The following is a 17,111-nucleotide window of genomic DNA, read 5'->3' as shown; positions in this document are numbered from 1 at the left end:
ACTGGCCGGCGGGGCTGCGCTCCGCCGGCCAGTTGTCCTACCGCACTTCGTCAGATCGCCGGCGGCTCGCCCAGCAGGATGTCGATCAGCGGGGTCAACACGAAGTCGAGCCCGATCGGCGACAGCAGGCCGAAATCGAGACCCGTGGCGAGGTAGCCGAGGGCGTCGTCCGGGACCAGGTACGCACCACCGACCAACGTACCGGTGATGTCAGCCGAGGTCTGTTCGTAGAACGCGCTGGGATCGATCGCATAGATCAGGTTCGATATGCCGTGCTCGCCGCTGTTCTCCTCGAAGTTCACCACGTCTTGGTAGAAGGTGGCGTAATTGGTTGCGCTTTGGTCGAACAACGCCTGATCGAGGGCGTTGTTCTCCCAACCTTGTTGGCCCTGGTCGGTGCCCTGAGCGCCGAACAGCACGTCATAGGGGTCGGGTGCGGAGTAGGTGTCGACGTACGGGTCGGCGCCGGCGACCCCGGCGGCGCCCAGGCCGATCAGCGCGGCGGCAACGGCGCCACCGGCGGCGACGCCTAGACCGGCCGCGATGCGCCGCGGGTGCGTAAACTCGTTCTTGCTCATGTGCGAGCCCCCCAATTCTGGATCTCTCGATGTGGATGTGGATGCGGGATTGCCCTCCCGCAGCCGCGGGCTCGCACATGAGTCTTTGAATCCACCCCTGCCGACCCCCCGGCAAATCGGAGTCTATACCTGTGCTTGGTGAAATCCGAAAGTATTCACAGCGAAATCGGGTCGGTACTCAGCGGACTGGCAGCTCATTCCCGGTCGCTTGACAGGCGTGGATAGTGTTGGCAGCGTGCGGCTTTCAGGATCGGCAAATACGCCTATGCCGAACGAGCCAACCGCCCCCGATTTGGATTACCCGGGGCGTCGCGGTGTTTTATATCGGCAAACAATAAGGGAAATTTCTGAAGTACGCCTCAGCCGATTTATCTGAATGATTGACACAATTCCATGGACGTTATTCCAGCATTTCGATCGGTCGTGGTGTTGGCCGGGCGGCGGTCCGAAGCTGCCGTTCGGCGGCCGACAGCGGTAGGTTGCGGGGAGACGTACAACGGGGAAGGTGATGACGGAGATCGAAGCGGAACTGTTGCGTATCTCGGATGCGGACCGCAACGGCACCCTGCGCCGCCTGCACAATGCCGTCTCCCTCGGACTGATCGATATCGGGGAGTTCGAGGAGCGCGCGGCGCAGGTCTCGCAGGCGCGGATGCGCTCGGAGCTCGACACCCTGATCGGTGACCTGCCCGGCCCGCGCGCCATCGTCACCTCGGCGGCCGACCGGGTTGAACTGCGCGGCTGGGCCGGATCGCTCAAACGTCACGGGGAATGGATCGTGCCGACCCGGCTGGCATTGGTGCGGCGCCTGGGCTCGGTCGATCTCGACCTCACCAAGGCTCGGTTCGCTGGGCCGGTCGTCGTGATCGAACTCGACATGCGATTCGGTTCGGTCGACATCCGGCTGCCCGACGGTGCCAGCGCCTCGATCGATGATGTCGAGGTCTACGGCGGTAGCGCGCGGGATCGTCGTACCGACCCGCCCGCCGACGGGGCCCCGCACCTGGTGCTGACCGGTCGTGTGGTGTGCGGGTCGGTGGACATCAGGGGCCCTCGGCGCAAGCTGCGCTGGCGGCGCTGACCAGCTCCGTTAAGCTGGCGTAATGCCCGTTCGTGCCCCGCTTTCTCCCGGCGTGCTGTCTCCGACGCTGCCGGTGCCCCGCCTGATCCCGCGTCCGGAATACGTCGGCCGCGCCACGGCCGCCGAGGGCTCCGAGCCTTGGGTACAGACCCCCGACGTGATCGAGAAGATGCGGGTCGCGAGCCGGATTGCGGCGGGTGCGCTCGCCGAGGCGGGCAAGGCCGTCGCGCCCGGCGTGACCACCGATGAGCTCGATCGCATCGCCCACGAGTTCATGGTCGACCACGGCGCCTATCCCTCGACGTTGGGGTACAAGGGCTTTCCCAAGTCATGCTGCACATCGCTCAACGAAGTCATCTGTCACGGGATCCCGGACTCGACGGTGATCGCCGACGGCGACATCGTCAACATCGACGTCACCGCGTACATCGACGGCGTGCATGGTGACACCAACGCCACGTTCCTGGCCGGCGACGTCTCGCAAGAGCACCGGCTGCTGGTCGAGCGCACCTACGAGGCCACCATGCGCGCCATCAAGGCGGTCAAACCGGGCCGCGCGTTGTCGGTGATCGGCCGGGTCATCGAGGCCTACGCGAACCGCTTCGGCTACAACGTGGTCCGTGACTTCACCGGTCACGGGATCGGTCCGACCTTCCACAACGGTCTGGTGGTGCTGCACTACGACCAGCCCGAAGTCGACACCATCATCGAGCCCGGGATGACCTTCACCATCGAGCCGATGATCAACCTCGGCAGCCTGGACTACGACATCTGGGATGACGACTGGACCGTGGTCACCAGCGACGGACAGTGGAGCGCCCAGTTCGAACACACCCTGGTGGTGACGGACGACGGTGCCGAGATATTGACTCTGCCGTGACTTCCGGCCGTTGTCTGTTGAGCCGCTAAGGGGCCCGCCAAAATCGCCCCGTGCCGCCCGAGGGGCTGTAGCGTGGCGCAGATGCCGGGCACGATGATGACCATCGACGGGTTCCCGATCCCGGTCGACGTGGCAGGCCCGGACAACGGGCCCGTCGTCGTCGTGCTCGCCGCGGCGCAGCACCCGCTCACCGCCTACGACGCGGTCTGCCAACGGTTGCACACCGCCTCCCTGCGGACCATCGTGATCGGCGCAGATCCGCGTCTGACGCCCAAGTCGGTGATCGGCATCCTCGATTCGCTGGGCGTGCAGTGCGGCGTGCTGGTGGGTGACCGGACCGGTGCGGACAACGCCTGGGAACTCGCGGCGACGCGCCCTGATCGCTTCACCGGACTGGTGGCGCTCGACCGTGGCCATCCGCGCGCGCCGGATCTGAGCGGCGTGATCCGCGACGAACGCTGCCCCCCGGTGGAGATCAACACCACCGTGTTGGTCAGTTCCCGGGCCACGGCGTCGGTGGCCAACGCCAGCCAGCGGTTCGTCTACGGCGAACACCGACTGGTGATGCTGCCCGGGCGACGCAGTGCCCAGGAATTCACCGCACAGCTCGCGATGGAGATCGTGTTACGGGCCAGTACCTGGTAATACAGAGCGAGGGAGAGTAGGTTCCGGCGTAGCCGGCGGTCGAGGGCGCGTCGGCTGGGAAAAATAAAATATGTATCTGGGGGGATACCGAATGCTGTCGTGGGGGCAATCAATACCGGCTTTGCTGCGTGAACGCGCTCAGTACTGGCCTGATCGGCCGGCGTTCACCTACATCGACTACGAGGTGGATCCGGCCGGTTACGCCGACACCCTGACCTGGTCGCAGATTCTGGGGCGCACCGAGGCCGTCGCCGCGGAGGTGGCCGCCATCGCCTCGCCGGGTGATCGCGTCGCCTTGCTCGCGCCGCAGGGCCTGGAATACATCGCCGGCTTCTTCGGTGCGATGGAGGCCGGTTGCATCGTGGTGCCGCTGCCGGTTCCGGCGTTCGGCAGCCACGACGAACGAGTCACCGCAGCGCTGAAGGACTGCGCACCGGCTGCGGTACTCACCACGTCGGCGGTCGCCGGCGACATCCACGGGTGCGTCAGCGCTCTCGGCGGAAGCTCGCCGGTGATCATCGAGGTGGATCTGATCGATCTCGATGCGTCCGTTTGCTGGGACGGAACCGGAGCGTCGGCGACGAAAACGGCACTGCTGCAATACACTTCCGGCTCAACCGGGTCTCCGCGAGGCGTCGTGGTCTCGCACCGCAACGTGTTCGCCAACATCGAACAGGTGATGGCGGACTACTTCGGGCAGGACGGGGGAGCGCCGCCGCCGAACGCCACGCTGGTGTCCTGGCTGCCCTTCTACCACGACATGGGCCTGTTGCTCGGCGTGATGGGAGCCGTCTTGCTGGGCCGCCACGCGGTGGTGATGAGCCCGATCGCGTTCCTGCAGAAGCCGTCCCGATGGATCCAGCAGCTGGCCATCAACTCCTGCGCATTCACCGCCGGGCCGAACTTCGCGTTCGAACTGGCCGCGCGCCGGACCACCGATGAGGACATGGCCGGCCTCGACCTGGGGGGCGTGCACACCATCTTGAGCGGCAGCGAGCGCATTCACGCGGCGACCATCCGCCGTTTCACCGACCGCTTCGCCCGCTTCAACCTGCCGGCGAATGCGCTGGCACCGTCGTACGGACTGGCCGAGGCAATGGTCTATGTCGCCTCGGCGCCGCGCGCGAATCGTCCGGTGACCATTCGGCTCGACTACGAGAACCTGGTCGGCGGCACTGCAGAGGCTGGCCCGGGCGGGGCCGAACTGGTCAGCATCGGAGCCCCGCGGGCGTGCACGGTGCGGATCGTCGACCCCGAGGCCCACACCGAGAGCCCAGACGGTCGCGTCGGTGAGATCTGGGTGCACGGGCCCAACGTCGCCAGCGGCTACTGGCACAATGCGGAGGCCACCGAGCGCACCTTCGGTGGGCACCTCGAGTCGCCGTCCGCCGGTACACCGGTGGGGCCGTGGCTGCGCACCGGTGACCTCGGCGTCATCCACGAGGGTGAGATGCTGGTCGTCGGGCGCATCAAAGATCTGTTGATCGTCGACGGCCGAAATCACTACCCGGACGACATCGAGGCCACCGTGCAGGAGCTCACCGGAGGCCGCGTCGCCGCGGTACCGGTCAGCGGTGACGGTGGCGAACAGCTGGTGGTCATCGCCGAACTCAAGAACCGGGGCAACACCGTCGAAGAACAACTTGCACGAATTGCGGCCCTGAAAAAAGATGTGGCGGCCTCGGTTTCCCGATCCCACGGCGTCCGGGTCGCCGACCTCGTGCTGGTCGCGCCTGGCTCCTTGCCGATCACCACCAGCGGCAAGATCCGCCGCTCCACATGCGCCGACTGCTACCGTTCGGCCCAATTCAGTCGACTGGAGCCCGTCGACTGACCGCGGGCGGGTAGCCTGACAGCACTCAAATGTCAGGCAAGACCGTCGTCGGCGAAGGAGCACAATGACCCGGCCCGCGATGTTGTCCCAGGCCGAGCTCCAAGAACTGGTCACCTCCGGTGAGATCGACACCGTCGTAGTGGCATTCGCCGATATGCAGGGCCGGCTGGTCGGTAAGAGAGTCGCGGCTGAGCACTTCCTTGCCGAGGTCGCCGGACACGGCGTGGAGGCCTGCAGCTACCTGCTGGCCGTCGACGTAGAGATGAACACCGTTCCCGGCTATTCGATCGCCGACTGGGGTACCGGTTACGGCGACCTGGTGCTCAAGCCGGACTTCGCGACGTTGCGGCGCATTCCCTGGCTGCCCGGCACCGCGCACGTGTTGGCCGACGCGCACTGGCCCGACGGTGGCGCGGTCGCGGTGGCACCCCGCCAGATTCTGGCCGCCCAACTGGCCCGACTGGCCGAGCGTGGGCTGGTTGCCTACGCCGCCACGGAACTGGAGTTTCTGGTCTTCGAGGACAGCTACCGGCAGGCGTGGGCCGGCGGGTATCGCGGGCTGACGCCGGGAACGGACTACAACGCCGACTACGGCCTGGTCGCCGGTACCCGGCTGGAGCCGCTGCTGCGCGACATTCGGCTCGGGATGACCGGGGCGGGCCTGCGCTGCGAGGGCGTCAAGGGCGAGTGCAACACCGGTCAGCAGGAGATCACCTTCCGCTATGAAGAGGCGCTGAGGACCTGCGACAACCACAGCGTCTACAAGAGTGGCGCCAAGGAGATCGCCGACCAGCACGGCAAGAGCCTGACGTTCATGGCGAAGTTCGACCAACGCGAAGGCAACAGCTGCCACGTGCACCTGTCGCTGCGCAGCGCCGAGGGCGCTCCGGTGTTCGCCGATCCGGCCGCACCGCACGGCATGTCGGCGCTGTTCCGCGGCTTCCTGGCCGGGGTGCTGGCCACGCTGCCCGAGCTCACCCTGTGCTACGCGCCGAATATCAACTCCTACAAGCGATTCGTCGGCGGTAGCTTCGCGCCTACGGCGATCGCGTGGGGCCTGGACAATCGCACCTGCGCACTGCGGGTTCTCGGCCGCGGCGACTCGATGCGGGTGGAGTGCCGGGTTCCCGGCGGCGATGTGAACCCCTATCTGGCGGTGGCGGCGCTGATCGCGGCTGGCCTGCACGGCATCGACAACGACCTGTCGCTGCCCGAGCCGGTCGACGGTGACGCCTATCGGGCCGGGCTGCCGCACCTGCCCACGACGCTGGGCGCGGCCATGGAGCTGTTCGCCGAATCGACGGTGGCGCGCAAGGCGTTCGGCGACGAGGTCGTCGAGCACTACCTGCACAGCGCCCGGGTCGAGTTGGACGCATTCAACACCGCGGTGACCGACTGGGAGAGGGTCCGGGGATTTGAACGCTTCTGAACCCGGCGGTCCAGTAGTCGGATTGACGACCTATCTGGACCGAGCGAAGTTCGGGGTCTGGGATTCGCGGGCGGGTCTGCTGCCTGCCCAGTACATCCAGGGCATCACCGCCGCCGGCGGGATCGCAGTACTGCTCCCGCCGCAGCCGGTGACGCCCGACATCGCGGCGCGCGTGCTCGACGGCGTCGGCGGGCTGGTGATCACCGGAGGTCGTGACCTCGATCCGATCGGGTATGGCCAAGCGCCGCACACCGAGACCGATCGACCCGACACCGCCCGGGACGCATGGGAATTCGCTCTGCTGGCCGAGGCGATGCGCCGCGGCATGCCGGTGCTGGGGATCTGCCGTGGCGCCCAGGTGCTCAACGTCGCGCTCGGCGGGACACTGCACCAGCATCTGCCCGACGTCATCGGCAACACCGGGCATCGGGCGGGCAACGGGGTCTTCACCCCGATGCCGGTGCACACCGTCGCCGGCACCCGGCTGGCCGAACTCCTCGGCGAGACCTGCCAGGTGCAGTGCTACCACCATCAGGCGATCGCCGAGGTGGGTGCGAAACTTGTGGTCAGTGCGCGCGATGACGACGGGGTCATCGAGGCGATCGAGCTTCCCGGGGAGGACTTCGTGCTCGCGGTTCAGTGGCATCCCGAGGAATCCCCGGACGATCTGCGGCTGTTCGCCGCGATCGTGGCCGAGGCGGGCAAGTACACGTCGGCGCGGGTGAGCGAATGACTCACGAAGGCGACGGCGAGCGAGGAACGAACGAGCAAGGAGCCGAGACATCAGTACCGAACTGATCAACCCGGCCACCGGGTCGGTCTTCGCCACCGTCGAACACGTCGAAGGCGCCGCGGTCGACGACGCGGTGCGCCGTGCGCAGGCCGCCCAGAAGAAATGGGCCAAGCGCGCCCCGGCCGAGCGGGCCGCCGCGCTGCGAGACTTCGCCGCGGTTGTGGGAGCCCACATCGACGAGCTCGCCGCCCTCGAGGTCACCAACTCCGGCCATCCGGTGTCGGCCGCCGAATGGGAAGCAGGGCATGTCCGAGACGTGCTGCAGTTCTATGCGGCCAGCCCGGAACGGCTGTCCGGCAAGCAGATACCGGTCGCCGGCGGGCTCGACGTCACCTTTCATGAGCCGCTCGGCGTCGTCGGGATCATCACCCCGTGGAATTTTCCGATGCCGATCGCCGCGTGGGGTTTCGCTCCGGCGCTGGCCGCCGGAAACGCGGTGCTGATCAAGCCGGCCGAATGGACACCGCTGACCACGCTGCGGCTGGCGGAACTGGCCGTGGAGTCAGGGTTGGACCGCGACCTGCTGCAGGTGCTGCCCGGCCGTGGCGCCGACGTGGGGGAGCGCCTGGTCACCCACCCGGGCGTGGCCAAGATCGTGTTCACCGGTTCCACCACCACCGGCACCCGGGTGCTGCAGGCCGGGGCGGCCGGGGTCAAGCGGGTCACGCTGGAACTCGGCGGCAAGAGCGCAAATATCGTGTTCGGCGACTGCGACCTGGAGCAGGCGGCGGCGACAGCACCCTACGGCGTGTTCGACAACGCGGGCCAGGACTGCTGCGCACGGAGCCGGATCCTGGTGCAGCGCAGCGTCTACGACCGCTTCATGGAGTTGCTGGAGCCCGCCGTGGCCGGCGTTGTGGTGGGCGATCCGACGTCGCGTGACACCGAGATGGGCCCGCTGGTCTCGCGCCCGCACTGGGAGAAGGTGGCCTCCTACGTGCCCGACGACGCGCCGGTCGCCTTCCGTGGCCAGGCCCCCGCCGGCCCCGGCTTCTGGTTCCCGCCCACGGTCCTGACTCCCGCGGCGACCGACCGATGCGTCACAGAAGAGATCTTCGGCCCGGTGGTGACGGTGTTGCCGTTCGACGATGAGGCCGACGCCATCGCCATGGCCAACAACACCGTCTACGGATTGTCGGGCTCGATCTGGACCAACGACCTGTCCCGGGCGCTGCGCGTCTCTCGGGCAGTGGAAGCCGGGAACCTGTCGGTGAATTCGCACTCCTCGGTGCGTTTCACCACCCCCTTCGGGGGTTTCAAACAGTCGGGGTTGGGCCGGGAGTTGGGCGCGGACGCCCCACTGTCGTTCACCGAGACCAAGAACGTATTCATCGCAGTGAAGGAGACGCAGTGACCGATCTGACCCAACGCCTGGCCGGACGGGTAGCCGTGGTGACCGGCGCCGGTGGCGGAATCGGCTTGGCATCCGCCCGGCGGATGCGCGCCGAAGGTGCCCAGATCGTGGTCGGCGACCTCGACCAGGCGGCGGGCACCGCGGTCGCCGATGAGCTCGACGGCCTGTTCGTTCAGGTTGACGTCTCCGATCAGGACCAGGTCGACGCACTGTTCGACACCGCGGCCCAAACGTTCGGCTCGGTGGACATCGCCTTCAACAACGCCGGCATCTCGCCGCCGGACGACGACCTGATCGAAACCACCGAACTGCCTGCCTGGCAACGGGTTCAAGACGTCAACCTCAAGTCGGTGTACCTATGCTGCCGGGCGGCGCTGCGGCACATGGCGCCCGCCGGGCGGGGATCGATCATCAACACCGCGTCGTTCGTGGCGGTGATGGGTTCGGCCACCTCCCAGATCTCCTACACCGCCTCCAAGGGCGGCGTGTTGGCCATGTCGCGTGAGCTCGGGGTTCAGTACGCCCGGCAGGGCATCCGGGTCAACGCGCTGTGCCCCGGGCCGGTGAACACCCCGCTGCTGCAGGAGCTGTTCGCGGCCGACCCGGAGCGCGCCGCACGCCGGTTGGTGCACGTACCGGTGGGCCGGTTCGCCGAGCCGGAGGAGATCGCGGCCGCGGTGGCATTCCTGGCCAGCGACGACGCATCGTTCATCACCGGCTCGACCTTCCTGGTGGACGGCGGGATCAGCTCGGCGTATGTGACGCCGCTCTAAGCGGTCTGGCTAGGTGCCAGCTAGGGTCCGTCGTCATCCCCATCGCCGGAACCGTTGCCGCCCAACAGTTTTTCGGGGTGGTGGTAGTGGTTGGTGCGGGGTTGACCGTGGTCGAGGTGTGGCGGCGGCAGGGTTTGGGTGGTCCCATCGTGTTGTTTGCGCGTCTTCCATCCGCCTGAGGTAATCAGCTGGTGGTGGGGGCCGCACCGCAGAGTCAGGTCGGTGATGTCGGTGCGCCTGGTCTTCGCGTAATCGTGGTCGTGATGCACTTCGCAGTGGTAGCCGGATATGGGGCAGCCCGGGTGGGAGCACCCGCGTTCTTTGGCGTAGAGCACGATGCGTTGGGCGGGGTTGGCCAGGCGTTTGGTGTGGAACAGCGCCAGCTCTTTGGCGCCGTGGTAGATCCGCAGGTAGTGGTGGGCGTGGCTGGCCATGGCGATCACGTCACGAATGGGCAGCCAGGTGCCGCCGCCGGTGTGAGCTTTCCCGGTGCCGGCGTCCAGGTCGGCCAGGGTGGTGGAGACGATGATGGTGGCCGGTAGCCCGTTGTGCTGCCCCAGATCTCCGGAGGCCAGCAAGGCGCGCCCCATGGCGGTCAGGGCGTCGTGGTTGCGTTGCGGCGCACTGCGCGCATCGGTGTCGATCGCGATTTGTGAGGGGGTGCCGGCGGTGCAGGGGATCTCATCGTTGGGGTTGCACATGCCGGGGGCGGCCCAGCGGGCCAATACGGCATCCCAGGTGGCGCGGGCTTGCGGATCGAGGTAGCCCTTGATTGGGGTCATGCCGTCGCGGTCTTGGGGTCCGAGCACGATCCCGCGTCGTTTGGCGCGATCGTCGTCGGCGTAGTTGCCGTCGGGATGCAGGTGATCGGCGAGGCGTTGGGCAAGTTTGGCCAGTTCGTCGGGACGACACCCGGTGCCCAATTCGGTGAGGTGCTGTTCGGCCTGGGTCAAGGTGCCCGCGTCGACATCGGCGGGTAGGTAGGTGAAGAAGGAGCGGATCACCGAGATATGGGCGGCCCCGATCTTCCCCGCACGTTGGGCGGCGGCCGCGCTCGGCAAAACGGGTTCCAACGGTTCGCCGGTCAGACTGCGGCGGGCGCCAAGTTCGGCAGCCTCAGCGATACGCCGTCCCGCCTCACCCCGGGTCAGGTGCAACTCGTCGGCCAGCACCCAGCGGGGCTTGCCACCCAGTTCGGTGGGGTCGGTGGCGGCCAGTGCGTTGACCAGCGGATGTTCCACTGCAGGCAGGCGCCGCCGCAGCCGCTCGCAGCGCCGCAGCAGTGCCAGGCATTCCCGCGGGGTCAGCGCCTCGAAGTCCAGATTCAGCGCTCGATCCAGATCCGCCGACAGTGCGTCGAAGACTTCGACGACCTCTTCCCGGCTTTTCGAACGCATGTGCTAATCATAGCTTCGGTATCCGACAAGTCGAAGAACCTATCCGCAGCCAAAACTGCTGTGGCACAAGTGAATGCAGTGGCGCCAGACTCCTGGGTCAGTCGACTCTGGTGGCGGCTACCGACCACATCGGCAGGTGGACCCGATCGTTCTGTAGTTGCGGCCGCAACCTCGCCAGCTGATCCGGCAGGGATTTCATCTGCGGTGCGACGCCGTCGGTGGAGTCCATCTGCGAAAGAAACTCCAACGCCCGTGGACCGAAGGTGCCGACGTAGGTTGAGGTGCCCACGTAGTCCGTGCGCCAGCCGTTGGCATTGAGCAGCCGGTTGAAGGAGTCCGCCGGAAGGCCGTAGAACTGTAGGCCGTTGAGATTGTGCCGCCCGAGCTCGAACATGAACAGCCGCGCACCCGGCGCGGTCGCGAGGTGCAGCGCTTGAAGGTAGCGCGCCTGCAGTAGCTCGTCATGGGCGAATACGTGATAGAAGGCGCTGTCGACGACGGTGTTGAACCGGCCCTCGAATTCGGCCAGGTGTGTCGCGTCGGCGACCCGGAAGTCCACGGTCACTCCCGCCCGCTGCGCGTTACGTCGGGCGTGCTCGATCGCCGCCGGAGAGGCGTCGATTCCGGTGGCCGAATATCCCTGCGAGGCAAAGTAGATCGCGTGGTGACCGGGGCCGGTGCCCGGATCCAGTACCTCTCCGTGCAGCGCGCCATGGGCGACGAGTTCTTGCACCACCGGCTGCGGGCCGCCGATATCCCACGGAACCATCCCGGCGATCGTCTGCTCGCCGCGGTACATCGCGTCAAAGGTCGGGTCGGCCTGCATGGGATCTTCCTCTCTATCACTGACCAAGAAGGGTGTCTCTCCTTTGTATACTTGGTCAGTGACCAAGAATCAAGGTGTCGTGCGGGCACGAGCCGGCCTTGGCGTCGAGGATGTGGTGCGGGCCGCGTTCGAGGTCCTCGACCGTCAAGGCATCGCGAAACTCTCAACGCGCGCCATAGCAACGGAACTCAGCGTCAGCATGAACACCGTGATGTGGCACATTGGCACCAAGGCCCGACTGCTCGAGCTGATGGCGGATGCCCTTGTGGCTGAGGTTGAGACGGACCCGTTGCGCGGCGACTGGCGGCAGCGGGCGGCCCAGTTGCTAGGCGGGTTGCGTCAGGCGATGCTGCGCTACCGTGACGGTGCGCTGGTCGTCGCCGGAACCTTCCCGGTCCTGCCGTCGACCCTGGCCTTTGGCGACCAGCTGATCGCCGTTTTGTTGAGTGGCGGAGCGGCTTCCAAGCCGGCGGCATGGACCGCGTGGAACCTTTTCTACTTCACCCTGGGGCTGGTCCAGGAGGAGCAGCGGGCCCCCGATACGTTGCCGGACGCTCTGCAGGATGTCGTGGACGAGACCGAGTTTCCCAGTCTGCATGCGGTACTGGACGATTTCCTGTCGGCAGACTACGACGCCCGGTTCAGATTCGGCATTGATCAGATCCTGGGGGCCCTCGGCTAGGGCGTCAGAACCAGTCCGGGCGCATCTCGAGCGTCGTGCGGTCGAGGCTCTCCAACAGGTCGAGCTGCGGCCCGGTCTTGGGCAGCTCGTAGCGGAAGAAGTACCGGGCTGCCTGGCGTTTGCCGTCAAAGAAGTCCCCGGTGCGCCCCGCCGCGGCCAACAACTGGTCCAGCCAGATCCAGGCGATCACCACATGGCCGAAGGCCTCCAGGTAGATCGCGCTGTTGGCCAGTGCGGCATCGATGTCACCGGCGGCGAACATGCCCGCGGTGACCGCCACCAGCCGCTGGACCACCATGTCGAGTCGGGCGGCCAAATCGGCCAATTCGCCACCGGCGCGATGGGCGGCCGCGGTGGTCTGGGTCATCGCGCCGTGCAGGGCGGCCAGGCTGGCGCCGTCGCGCTGCACCACCTTGCGGCCCAGCAGATCCAGGCTCTGGATGCCATGGGTGCCCTCGTGGATCGGGTTGAGCCGGTTGTCCCGGTAATGCTGCTCGACGTCGTACTCGCGGGTGTAGCCGTAGCCGCCGTGCACCTGGATCGCCAGGTCATTGGCGGCCAGGCACCACTGTGACGGCCAGCTCTTGGCGATCGGAGTGAGGATGTCCAGCAGCGCGGTGGCGTGCTCGCGCTCCTCGTCGGATTCGGCGGTGTTCTGGACGTCGACGAGCCGCGCGCAGTACAGCGCCAACGCGAGTGCCCCCTCGACATAGGACTTCTGCGCCAGCAGCATCCGCTTGACGTCCGCGTGCTCGATGATCGCAACTTGCGGCGCGGCAGGGTCTTTCGTCGTCGCCGGCCGGCCCTGCGGACGGCTGCGGGCGTACTCCAGCGACTTCAGGTAGCCGGTGTAGCCGAGCGCGATCGCGCCCATGCCCACGCCCAGGCGTGCCTCGTTCATCATGTGGAACATGTAGTTCAAGCCGCGGTGCTCGTCGCCGACGAGATAGCCGACCGCGCCCGGCTCGCCGCCGGGCTGGTGGCCGCCCTCTCCGAAGTTCAGCACGGTGTTGGTGATTCCGCGATAACCCATCTTGTGGTTGAGCCCGGCCAGCACGACGTCGTTGCGCTCACCCAGCGTGCCGTCGGGATTCACCAGATACTTCGGCACGATGAACAGCGAAATCCCTTTGGTGCCAGCCGGACCACCGGGGATCTTGGCCAGCACCAGATGGACGATGTTGTCGGTCAGGTCGTGTTCGCCCCCCGAGATCCACATCTTCGACCCGAACAGCCGGTAGGTGCCATCGGCGCGCGGCTCGGCGCGGGTGGTGATGTCGGCCAGCGATGAACCGGCCTGGGTCTCCGACAGGCACATCGTCCCGAAGAAGCGGCCGGCGAGCATGGGTTTGACGAAGGCGGCGATCTGTTCTTCGCTGCCGAACTTGGCGAGCAGGTTCGCATTGGCCATGGTCAGCATCGGGTAGCCGGCGGTGCTGACATTGGCGGCGAACAGCCAGGCGAAGCCGGCCTGGGCCACCGTTGCCGGCAATTGCGCACCACCGAGTGAGTAGTCCATCGCCATGCCGATCAGCTCGGCGTCGGCGCACGCCGCCAACGCCTCCTTGACCTCGCCGATGATGGTGACTGTCGTCCCGTCGAAGGTGGGCTCGTGTGCGTCGCTCTTCTTGTTGTGTGGGGCGAAATAACGAGTCGCCAGCTGCTCGCACAGATCGAGGGTGTCGGAGAAGGTCTCCCGGGAGTGCTCGGAGAATCGGTCCCGTCCGGTCAGTTCGTCGACGCGCAGCCAATCGAACAGCAGGAAATCAAGGTCGTGGCGGGACAGCAGGGTGGACTTCATCTGGCGAACCTTTCACTGGAGCCCAAGCAGTGCGTTCTCAACAACCTCGGGCAGCGCCGGGTGGATCCAGTATTGACCGCGAGCCATCTCTGGCGCCGTGAGACCGAAGCTCATCGCCTGGATCAGCGGCTGGATGATCGACGACGCCTGGTAGCCCATGATGTGCGCGCCCAGCAGCCGTCCGGTGCCGCGCTCGGCGATCAGCTTGGCGAATCCGGTGCTGTCCTCCATAGCCCAGCCGTACGCGACGTCACCGTAGTCCTGGATCTTCACCGAGATATCGAGACCCTTTGCCAGTGCCTGTGTTTCGGTCAATCCGACCGCAGCGATCTGCGGATCGGTGAACACCGCTGCCGGCACGTAGCGATGGTCGGTCATCCGCATCGAGTCCACGTCGTCCCAGTCGCACAGCAGGTTGTGTTGCACCACCCTGGCCTCGTGGTTGGCGACGTGCTTGAGCTCGTAGGGCGAGGACACGTCACCGAGCGCGAAAACTCCCCGCGCCGAGGTCCGTTGGTACTTGTCGACGGTCACCCGACCGCCGGCGACGGCGACACCGGCCTGCTCGGCGTCCAGCAGGTCGCCGTTGGGCACGCGCCCGGTGGCCACCAACATCGCGTCGGCTCGCAGGACCGAGCCGTCGTCGAGGTCCAGGACGACACCGCTCCCGTCGTTTCGGGCCGCAACCACGTTGCGGTGCGTACGCAGCTCCCACTTGGCCGCGGCGATCCGGGTGAACCGTTCCGCTACGGTCTCGTCGCAGTGCCGCAGCAATGTCGAGCCGCGGATCACCACCGTGACCCGGACACCCAAGGCGGAGAACACGTGGGCGAACTCGGCGGCGATGAAGCCCCCGCCCACGATCACCAGATGCTCGGGCAGCTCGGCGATCCGCATGATGTCGTCGCTGGTGTAGTGGCGCGCCCCGCTGTCGGCGATGGCGGGCGGGATCGCCGAGCGCGACCCCGCCGCGATCACCACCTGCTCGGCGCTGAACTGCTCGCCACCGGCGGTGAGCAACAAGTAGCGGCCGTCGGAGCCGACCGGGCCGAACCGGGTGTGCTCGCCGTAGACGTCGATGTTCGGCAGGCTGCGGCGGTACTGCTCGCCACCCGCGGCGATCGGGTCGATCCGCCCGAACACCCGCGAGACGATGTCGTCCCAGCGCACCCCGTCGATGCGGGCGTCCACCCCGTAGCGCGAGGCCTCGCTCACCGTCTTGGCCACCTCGGCGGCGTAGACGAACATCTTGGTGGGGATGCAGCCCACGTTCAGGCAGGTGCCGCCGAACGTGCCCTGCTCGCAGATCGCCACCCGCTTGTCCGCGTAGCGTTCGTCGAGAATGCTGTTACCCGAACCGGTTCCGATGATCGCCAGGTCGTAGCTCTCCATTGCGTCAGACTAAACGGTGCGCGGGCTAATCTATGGGCGTGTCCCCATCGGTTCAGACCGAGATGACCGACGTAGCGCTGATCGGCGCGGGCATCATGAGCGCCACCTTGGGGGCGATGCTGCGCCGGCTGGAACCGCATGCCGCGATCACCGTCGTCGAGCGGTTGGATTCCGCCGCCGGCGAGAGCAGCGATCCCTGGAACAACGCCGGAACCGGCCACGCCGGATTGTGCGAGCTCTTCTACACACCGCAGCAGCCCGACGGCTCGATCGACACCGCCAAGGCGGTACGCGTCAACGAGCAGTTCCAGGTGACCCGCCAGTTCTGGGCGTATGCCGTGGAGAACGGACTGCTGAAGGATCCACGCGACTTCGTGCATCCGGTCCCGCACGTCAGCTTCGTGCACGGCGCCGGCGGCGTGGACTACCTGCGGCGGCGTCATCGTGCGCTGGCCGACAACCCGTTGTTCGGCGGGACCGAATTGATCACCGACTTCGGCGAGTTCGCCACGCGCTTGCCCGCGATGGCCGCCGGGAGGAATCCGGACGTACCGGTGGCCCTGGATTGGGCGCCGCACGGCACCGACGTCGACTTCGGTGCGCTGACTGACCAACTGATCGGTTACGGGGTACGACACGGCACCGCGGCGCTCTTCGGCCACGAGGTACGGGCGCTGGGCCGGGAGTCCGACGGCAGCTGGACGCTGCGGCTGGTCAACCGGCGAACCGGCGAAACCCGAAGGCTCAACGCCAAATTCGTATTCCTTGGCGCCGGGGGAGCGACCCTGGGCCTGCTGCAGCGCTCGGGAATCCCCGAAGTGCGGGGCTTCGGCGGCTTCCCGATCGGCGGGGTGTTCCTGCGCTGCGGGCACGCCGAGCTCACCGCCGCACACCGGGCCAAGGTGTACGGCGCCCCGGCTCCAGGCGCGCCGTCGACGACCGCCCCGCACCTGGACGCCCGAATGGTCAACGGTGCGTCGTGGCTGCTGTTCGGACCGTTTGCCGGCTGGTCGCCCAAGTTCCTCAAACACGGTCGGGCCACGGACCTGCCGAGATCGGTGCGCTTCGACAACGCGCGGTCGCTGCTGGGCGCCGGGATCCGGGAGCGTCAGTTGGTCGGGTACCTGCTCGGCCAACTGCGACGAACTCACGGCACCCGTGTCGCGGCATTGCGGGAGTTCCTTCCCGATGCGGATCACGCGGAGTGGCATGAGATCCGGGCCGGCCAGCGGGTGCAGGTGATCCGCGCCGGGCAGCTCGATTTCGACACCACGATCGTCAGTGCCGGCGACGGCAGCATCGCGGGCCTGCTCGGTGCCTCGCCCGGTGCCTCGACCGCGGTACCGGCCATGCTGGAAGTGCTGGCGCGCTGTTTCGCCGGGAAGTTCGCCGACTGGCTGCCGACGCTCAAAGAGATGGTGCCCTCGCTGGGTACGCGCCTGTCCGACGAGCCCGTGTTGTTCGAGCAGGTGTGGGAGTGGGGCAGCCGACAGCTTCAGCTGAGCTGATAGCCACGGGATTGATGGTGGCGACCCGTTGCGCCCGGCTTCGCCGCGCTGACGGTCGCCGCGGGATTGATGGTGGCGACCCGTTGCGCCCGGCTTCGCCGCGCTGACGGTCGCCGCGGGATTGATGGTGGCGACCCG

Annotated in this window: 15 protein-coding genes; 10 read left to right on the top strand and 5 right to left on the bottom strand. The window is 67.0% G+C overall.

Annotated elements, in window-relative coordinates:
• Positions 1 to 50 precede the first annotated feature (50 nt).
• Positions 51 to 578, bottom strand: a complete 528-nt coding sequence (locus tag ACJH71_RS06935; protein ID WP_406757295.1) for a hypothetical protein — start codon at positions 576 to 578, stop codon at positions 51 to 53.
• Between the two features lie 508 nt (positions 579 to 1,086).
• Here ACJH71_RS06935 and ACJH71_RS06930 point away from each other — a divergent pair.
• The 8 genes from ACJH71_RS06930 (at position 1,087) to ACJH71_RS06895 (ending at position 9,367) form a co-directional block, all read left to right on the top strand.
• Entirely contained in the window at positions 1,087 to 1,659 is a 573-nt protein-coding gene (locus tag ACJH71_RS06930) for a DUF1707 domain-containing protein (protein ID WP_406757294.1), read from the top strand.
• Positions 1,660 to 1,681: 22 nt separating this feature from the next.
• Entirely contained in the window at positions 1,682 to 2,539 is an 858-nt protein-coding gene (gene map / locus ACJH71_RS06925) for a type I methionyl aminopeptidase (RefSeq protein ID WP_406757293.1), read from the top strand.
• A gap of 81 nt (positions 2,540 to 2,620) precedes the next feature.
• Positions 2,621 to 3,184 (top strand): alpha/beta fold hydrolase, encoded by a 564-nt coding sequence (locus ACJH71_RS06920; RefSeq protein ID WP_406757292.1) that lies wholly within the window; start codon positions 2,621 to 2,623, stop codon positions 3,182 to 3,184.
• A 91-nt stretch (positions 3,185 to 3,275) separates the two neighbouring features.
• Positions 3,276 to 5,018 carry an AMP-binding protein gene (locus tag ACJH71_RS06915; RefSeq protein WP_406757291.1) on the top strand — a complete coding sequence of 581 codons (1,743 nt, stop codon included), beginning with the start codon at positions 3,276 to 3,278 and terminating at the stop codon, positions 5,016 to 5,018.
• Positions 5,019 to 5,082: 64 nt separating this feature from the next.
• Positions 5,083 to 6,447: a glutamine synthetase family protein gene (locus ACJH71_RS06910; RefSeq protein ID WP_406757290.1), complete on the top strand. Its 1,365-nt coding sequence runs from the start codon at positions 5,083 to 5,085 to the stop codon at positions 6,445 to 6,447.
• The gene (locus tag ACJH71_RS06905; RefSeq protein WP_406757289.1) at positions 6,434 to 7,180 is read left to right on the top strand and encodes a gamma-glutamyl-gamma-aminobutyrate hydrolase family protein; all 747 of its coding nucleotides are present in this window, start codon (positions 6,434 to 6,436) and stop codon (positions 7,178 to 7,180) included. Before ACJH71_RS06910 ends, ACJH71_RS06905 begins: the two co-directional genes overlap by 14 nt.
• A 49-nt stretch (positions 7,181 to 7,229) precedes the next feature.
• Positions 7,230 to 8,594: an aldehyde dehydrogenase family protein gene (locus ACJH71_RS06900; RefSeq protein ID WP_406757611.1), complete on the top strand. Its 1,365-nt coding sequence runs from the start codon at positions 7,230 to 7,232 to the stop codon at positions 8,592 to 8,594.
• The gene (locus tag ACJH71_RS06895; protein WP_046287003.1) at positions 8,591 to 9,367 is read left to right on the top strand and encodes a 3-oxoacyl-ACP reductase; all 777 of its coding nucleotides are present in this window, start codon (positions 8,591 to 8,593) and stop codon (positions 9,365 to 9,367) included. Before ACJH71_RS06900 ends, ACJH71_RS06895 begins: the two co-directional genes overlap by 4 nt.
• Positions 9,368 to 9,387: 20 nt before the next feature.
• Here the strand turns inward: ACJH71_RS06895 and ACJH71_RS06890 are convergent, their stop codons facing one another.
• Both ACJH71_RS06890 and ACJH71_RS06885 read right to left on the bottom strand, forming a co-directional pair.
• Positions 9,388 to 10,764, bottom strand: a complete 1,377-nt coding sequence (locus ACJH71_RS06890) for an HNH endonuclease signature motif containing protein (protein ID WP_406757288.1) — start codon at positions 10,762 to 10,764, stop codon at positions 9,388 to 9,390.
• A gap of 97 nt (positions 10,765 to 10,861) precedes the next feature.
• Positions 10,862 to 11,590 carry a class I SAM-dependent methyltransferase gene (locus ACJH71_RS06885; protein WP_406757287.1) on the bottom strand — a complete coding sequence of 243 codons (729 nt, stop codon included), beginning with the start codon at positions 11,588 to 11,590 and terminating at the stop codon, positions 10,862 to 10,864.
• A 58-nt stretch (positions 11,591 to 11,648) separates the two neighbouring features.
• Between ACJH71_RS06885 and ACJH71_RS06880 the strand changes: the two genes are divergently transcribed.
• Complete coding sequence (locus tag ACJH71_RS06880; protein ID WP_406757286.1) at positions 11,649 to 12,272, top strand: TetR/AcrR family transcriptional regulator C-terminal domain-containing protein; 624 nt, start codon at positions 11,649 to 11,651, stop codon at positions 12,270 to 12,272.
• Positions 12,273 to 12,276: 4 nt separating this feature from the next.
• Here the strand turns inward: ACJH71_RS06880 and ACJH71_RS06875 are convergent, their stop codons facing one another.
• Both ACJH71_RS06875 and mtr read right to left on the bottom strand, forming a co-directional pair.
• On the bottom strand, positions 12,277 to 14,073 hold the full coding sequence (locus ACJH71_RS06875) for an acyl-CoA dehydrogenase (protein WP_406757285.1): 1,797 nt from the start codon (positions 14,071 to 14,073) through the stop codon (positions 12,277 to 12,279).
• A gap of 12 nt (positions 14,074 to 14,085) precedes the next feature.
• Positions 14,086 to 15,465: a mycothione reductase gene (gene mtr / locus ACJH71_RS06870; RefSeq protein WP_406757284.1), complete on the bottom strand. Its 1,380-nt coding sequence runs from the start codon at positions 15,463 to 15,465 to the stop codon at positions 14,086 to 14,088.
• A gap of 62 nt (positions 15,466 to 15,527) precedes the next feature.
• Here mtr and mqo point away from each other — a divergent pair, with 62 nt between their 5' ends.
• Positions 15,528 to 16,973, top strand: coding sequence for a malate dehydrogenase (quinone) (gene mqo, locus ACJH71_RS06865; protein ID WP_406757610.1), 1,446 nt, complete (start codon positions 15,528 to 15,530; stop codon positions 16,971 to 16,973).
• Positions 16,974 to 17,111 lie beyond the last annotated feature (138 nt).

It is taken from the genome of Mycobacterium sp. SMC-15, assembly GCF_045310925.1.
Taxonomy (GTDB): Bacteria; Actinomycetota; Actinomycetes; order Mycobacteriales; family Mycobacteriaceae; genus Mycobacterium.
Note: the sequence above shows the minus strand (reverse complement) of the source record. Positions and strands in the feature narration are given on the sequence as shown.

Excerpts from the sequence above, each read along its gene's own strand:
- ACJH71_RS06935 (WP_406757295.1), bottom strand. The coding sequence starts at position 578 with ATGAGCAAGAACGAGTTTACGCACCCGCGGCGCATCGCGGCCGGTCTA.
- map (WP_406757293.1), top strand. The coding sequence starts at position 1,682 with ATGCCCGTTCGTGCCCCGCTTTCTCCCGGCGTGCTGTCTCCGACGCTG.
- ACJH71_RS06890 (WP_406757288.1), bottom strand. The coding sequence starts at position 10,764 with ATGCGTTCGAAAAGCCGGGAAGAGGTCGTCGAAGTCTTCGACGCACTG.
- ACJH71_RS06930 (WP_406757294.1), top strand. The coding sequence starts at position 1,087 with ATGACGGAGATCGAAGCGGAACTGTTGCGTATCTCGGATGCGGACCGC.
- mqo (WP_406757610.1), top strand. The coding sequence starts at position 15,528 with ATGACCGACGTAGCGCTGATCGGCGCGGGCATCATGAGCGCCACCTTG.
- ACJH71_RS06920 (WP_406757292.1), top strand. The coding sequence starts at position 2,621 with ATGCCGGGCACGATGATGACCATCGACGGGTTCCCGATCCCGGTCGAC.
- mtr (WP_406757284.1), bottom strand. The coding sequence starts at position 15,465 with ATGGAGAGCTACGACCTGGCGATCATCGGAACCGGTTCGGGTAACAGC.
- ACJH71_RS06910 (WP_406757290.1), top strand. The coding sequence starts at position 5,083 with ATGACCCGGCCCGCGATGTTGTCCCAGGCCGAGCTCCAAGAACTGGTC.
- ACJH71_RS06885 (WP_406757287.1), bottom strand. The coding sequence starts at position 11,590 with ATGCAGGCCGACCCGACCTTTGACGCGATGTACCGCGGCGAGCAGACG.
- ACJH71_RS06915 (WP_406757291.1), top strand. The coding sequence starts at position 3,276 with ATGCTGTCGTGGGGGCAATCAATACCGGCTTTGCTGCGTGAACGCGCT.
- ACJH71_RS06875 (WP_406757285.1), bottom strand. The coding sequence starts at position 14,073 with ATGAAGTCCACCCTGCTGTCCCGCCACGACCTTGATTTCCTGCTGTTC.